The 3,778-nt window shown below is 71.9% G+C and carries 4 protein-coding genes and 1 pseudogene; 2 read left to right on the top strand and 3 right to left on the bottom strand.

The features are described from left to right. Window positions 1-159 (top strand): annotated as a pseudogene (locus VJR25_RS12770) (diaminopimelate epimerase); the annotation flags it as partial. Window positions 160-166: 7 nt separating this feature from the next. Here the strand turns inward: VJR25_RS12770 and VJR25_RS12765 are convergent. Both VJR25_RS12765 and VJR25_RS12760 read right to left on the bottom strand, forming a co-directional pair. Then, a complete protein-coding gene (locus VJR25_RS12765; RefSeq protein WP_324115604.1) occupies window positions 167-1,123 on the bottom strand; it encodes a Dyp-type peroxidase in 957 nt (318 codons plus the stop codon). 38 nt (window positions 1,124-1,161) lie between these two features. Then, a complete protein-coding gene (locus VJR25_RS12760) occupies window positions 1,162-1,803 on the bottom strand; it encodes a class I SAM-dependent methyltransferase (RefSeq protein ID WP_324115602.1) in 642 nt (213 codons plus the stop codon). On the opposite strand from VJR25_RS12760, the gene hflX reads away from it, so the two are divergent. Further along, window positions 1,804-3,408 carry a GTPase HflX gene (hflX, locus tag VJR25_RS12755; protein ID WP_414683784.1) on the top strand — a complete coding sequence of 535 codons (1,605 nt, stop codon included), beginning with the start codon at window positions 1,804-1,806 and terminating at the stop codon, window positions 3,406-3,408. Between the two features lie 14 nt (window positions 3,409-3,422). Here the strand turns inward: hflX and VJR25_RS12750 are convergent. Continuing rightward, on the bottom strand, window positions 3,423-3,778 hold a 356-nt coding region (locus VJR25_RS12750; protein ID WP_324115597.1), incomplete at its 5' end, for an alpha/beta hydrolase family protein.

Genomic DNA, 3,778 nt, shown 5'->3' with positions numbered 1-3,778 from the left:
GCCGCGCTCGCCGTCCGCGAGTGGGCGGGCGCGGCCGCCCCCGATCGCTGGCAGGTCGAGGTGCCGGGCGGCGTGCTCGGGGTGCGGATGGTCGGCGACCACGTGCTGCTCTCCGGGCCGGCATCCCTCGTGTTCTCGGGCGAGGTCGCGCTGGCCTGACGCCGGGTCAATCGGCCAGGGCGTCCAGCATGCTCGCCGGCGGAACGAAGAAGGTGCCGCCGGTCAGCGCGGTGGAGAAGTCGAGCAGCCGGTCGTGCATCCCCGGCGGATCGCCGACGAACATGCGCTCCAGCATCCGCTCGATCACCCACAGCTCGCGCGCGTAGCCGATGAAGTAGGTGCCGAATTCGCCGTGGCCGGGCGCGCCGAACGGCATGTTGTCGCGCAGGATGTCGTGCTCGACGCCCTCGTCGTCGGTGACGGTCGCAAGCGTCTTGTGGGCCTTCTGGTCGGACACGCCGGCGTCGTCGAGCTCGATGTTGTCCGACTTCGTGCGGCCGAGGATCGCCTCCTGCTGCTCGGTCGTCAGCTGCTGCCACGCGCTGAGCGCATGGACGTACTTCTGCACGACGAGATAGCTGCCCCCGGAACCGGCGGCATCCTCGTCGCCGACGATCGTCGCGGCCGGCAGGGCCGGGCCGACGGGGTTGGCCGTGCCGTCGACGAAGCCGAGCAGGTCCCGCACGTCGAAGTACCGGAACCCGACGGTCTCGTCGGCCACCTCGACCGCGTCCCCGAACAGATCGAGCAGCTGGCGCTCCAGCTCGTAGCAGAGGTCGCGCCGGTCGGCGCGGATGTGCAGCAGGAGGTCGCCGGGCGTTCGCGGCGCCTTGTGCACCGCGCCCTGCACCTCGCGGAACGGATGCAGCTCGGCGGGTCGGGGTGCGCCGGTCACGGCATCCCACACGTCGCTGCCGATGCCGGCCGTGCACGCGAGGGCGGCGCCGAGGTCGCGGAATGCGACGTTCTTCGTGACGTCCGACAGCGATCCGAGCACCGTGCGCACGCGGGCGGCGGCATCCGGAGCCGTGGTGAGGGTGAGCGTCAGCAGCACCGCCGACGAGGTGAGCGGGGCGTCGACCCGCTGCGGCTCGATGGGCACGCGGCCGTTCTTGCTGTCCACAGCCTCGACCCTAGGGCGGCCCGTGCGCACGCGCCAGATCAGATCGTGCGGACGGTGCCCGTCGCCGGAGAGCCGTGCCGGCGCACCTTGAGCACGCGGTAGCCCTTGGCCGTGGCGGCGCGGTGCACGCTGTAGCCGTCATCGAACGTCGCGTCGAGCCAGCGCTGCAGGGAGTCCGAGCCGAGGTCGCGCTTGACGACGAACCAGCCGTCGCTGCGCTCGCCGAGCCGCGGGATCCAGCGCTCCAGCATGGAGTGCAGCTCGTTCTTGCCCACCCGGATCGGCGGGTTGGAGCGGATGCCCCGCAGCGTGATGTCGTCGGGCACGTCGTCGGGCGTCACCGCCTGCACGTTGTCGAGTCCGAGTGCCTGCGCGTTGCGGCGCACGAGGTCCAGCGCGCGCTCGTTCACGTCCACCGCCCACACCGTCGCGTGCGGCGACTCCATCGCCATCCACAGGGAGATCGGACCCCAGCCGCAGCCGAGATCGAGCAGATCTCCGCCCGGCGGCGGGGCGGGCGTATTGGCCAGCAGGACCTGGGTTCCGGCATCCAGGCGATCGGGACTGAACACGCCGCTCGCGGTGGTCACCTCGACGTCGCGGTCCAGCAGACGCACCCGAATACGTCGCAGGCTCTCAGGACTGGCCGGTGACGCCGTGAAGTAGTGGTCACTCGGCATATGTGTGAGCGTAGCGGACCCCGACCCCTCTGCGTGAGGCTAGAGTTTACGGATGCCGCCTCATCGGATGCGGCGTGCAATCGAAGGAGCCTTCTGATCGAGCCGACACCCCCCGTGGAGCCCACCGACCCCGTCGAGCGCGTGCTGCTGAACGCCGATTCGCACGCGGGGGTGCACCGTTTCGGTCCGGCGCAGGCCCTGCAGGAACACGCGACGGCGACCGGCTCGGACACCTTCGACGGCGGCCAATGGGAACGCGAGGATCGCGCCGCGCTGCGCCGCGTGGTCGGCCTGTCCACCGAGCTCGAAGACGTCACCGAGGTCGAGTACCGGCAGCTGCGCCTGGAGAACGTCGTGCTCGTGGGAGTGCATCCGCAGGGCGCGACGGAGGATGCCGAGAACTCCCTGCGCGAGCTCGCCGCCCTCGCCGAGACCGCCGGCGCCGTCGTGCTCGACGGCGTGCTGCAGCGACGCCCGCACCCCGACCCGGCGACCTACGTCGGCCGCGGCAAGGCGGAGGAGCTGCGCGGGATCGTCGCCGCGGTGGGCGCGGACACCGTCGTCGCCGACACGGAGCTCGCTCCCAGCCAGCGTCGTGCGCTCGAGGACGTCGTCAAGGTGAAGGTCATCGACCGCACGACGGTGATCCTCGACATCTTCAGCCAGCACGCGAAGAGCCGCGAGGGCAAGGCGCAGGTCGAACTCGCCCAGCTCGAATACCTGCTGCCCCGCCTGCGCGGCTGGGGCGATTCGATGAGCCGCCAGGCCGGTGGCCAGGTCGGCGCCGGCGGCGCGGGCATGGGCTCGCGCGGACCCGGTGAGACGAAGATCGAGCTCGACCGCCGCCGCATCCGCACCCGCATGGCGATGCTGCGCCGGCAGATCAAGGACTTCGCACCGGCGCGCGACGCGAAGCGCGCCGAGCGCAAGCGCAACACCATCCCGTCGGTCGCGATCGCCGGGTACACCAACGCCGGCAAGTCCAGCCTGCTCAACCGCATCACGCACGCCGGCGTGCTCGTCGAGAACGCCCTGTTCGCGACCCTGGACGCCACGGTCCGCCGCGTCGAGGCCGCCGACGGCCGCATCTACACGCTCGCCGACACGGTCGGGTTCGTGCGCAATCTGCCGCACCAGCTCGTGGAGGCGTTCCGGTCGACCCTGGAGGAGGTGGGGGATGCCGACATCATCGTGCACGTGGTGGATGCCGCCCACCCCGATCCGGCCGGGCAGCTGAGGACCGTGCGCGACGTGCTCGGGGAGATCGGCGCCCGCGGCGTCCGCGAGATGGTCGTCTTCAACAAGGCGGACCTCGTCGACGAGGACACGCGGCTGGTGCTGCGCGGACTCGAGCCTGGCGCCTACTTCGCCTCGTCGCGCACGGGCGAGGGCATCGCCGAACTGCGCGCCGCGATCGAAGAGGCGCTGCCGATGCCCGCCGTCGAGCTGCGCGCCGTGGTGCCCTACGAGCGCGGCGACCTCATCGCCGCCGTGCACGAGTCCGGCCACGTGATCGCGCTCGAGCACGGGCCGCACGGCACCGAGCTGCACGCCTTCGTGGGGGAGCGGCTCGCCGCCCGGCTGGCGCCGTTCACCGTCGCCTGATCGGCGCCGCCCGATCAGCCGAGCTCGATCGGCGGCACGTCGGGCGTCTCGAAGCCCAGCACCGCGCCGAGGAAGGCGTACTCCGCCTCCAGCGCGCGCACGATGGTCTCGGCGCGCCGGAAGCCGTGGGCCTCACCCTCGAACGCCAGGTACGCGTGTGTGACCCCCTTCGCGGCGAGGGCGTCCCGCACCGCCTCGGACTGGGACGGCGGAACGACCGCGTCGTCGAGGCCCTGCTCCAGCAGCATGGGCGTCGTGAAGCCGTCGAGGTGCGACAGCGGCGACCGCTCGATGTAGACCGCCTCCGCCTCCGGCAGCGGGCCGACGAGCCCGTCGACGTACCGCGCCTCGAAGTCGTGCGTGTCCGCGG

It is taken from the genome of Microbacterium sp., assembly GCF_035277845.1.
Lineage (GTDB): Bacteria > Actinomycetota > Actinomycetes > Actinomycetales > Microbacteriaceae > Microbacterium.
This window is presented reverse-complemented; position numbering and strand designations above follow the sequence as displayed.

What these genes read in the sequence shown, in the direction of transcription:
- hflX (WP_414683784.1), top strand. Translation starts at nt 1,804, where the DNA reads ATGTGTGAGCGTAGCGGACCCCGACCCCTCTGCGTGAGGCTAGAGTTT.
- VJR25_RS12760 (WP_324115602.1), bottom strand. Translation starts at nt 1,803, where the DNA reads ATGCCGAGTGACCACTACTTCACGGCGTCACCGGCCAGTCCTGAGAGC.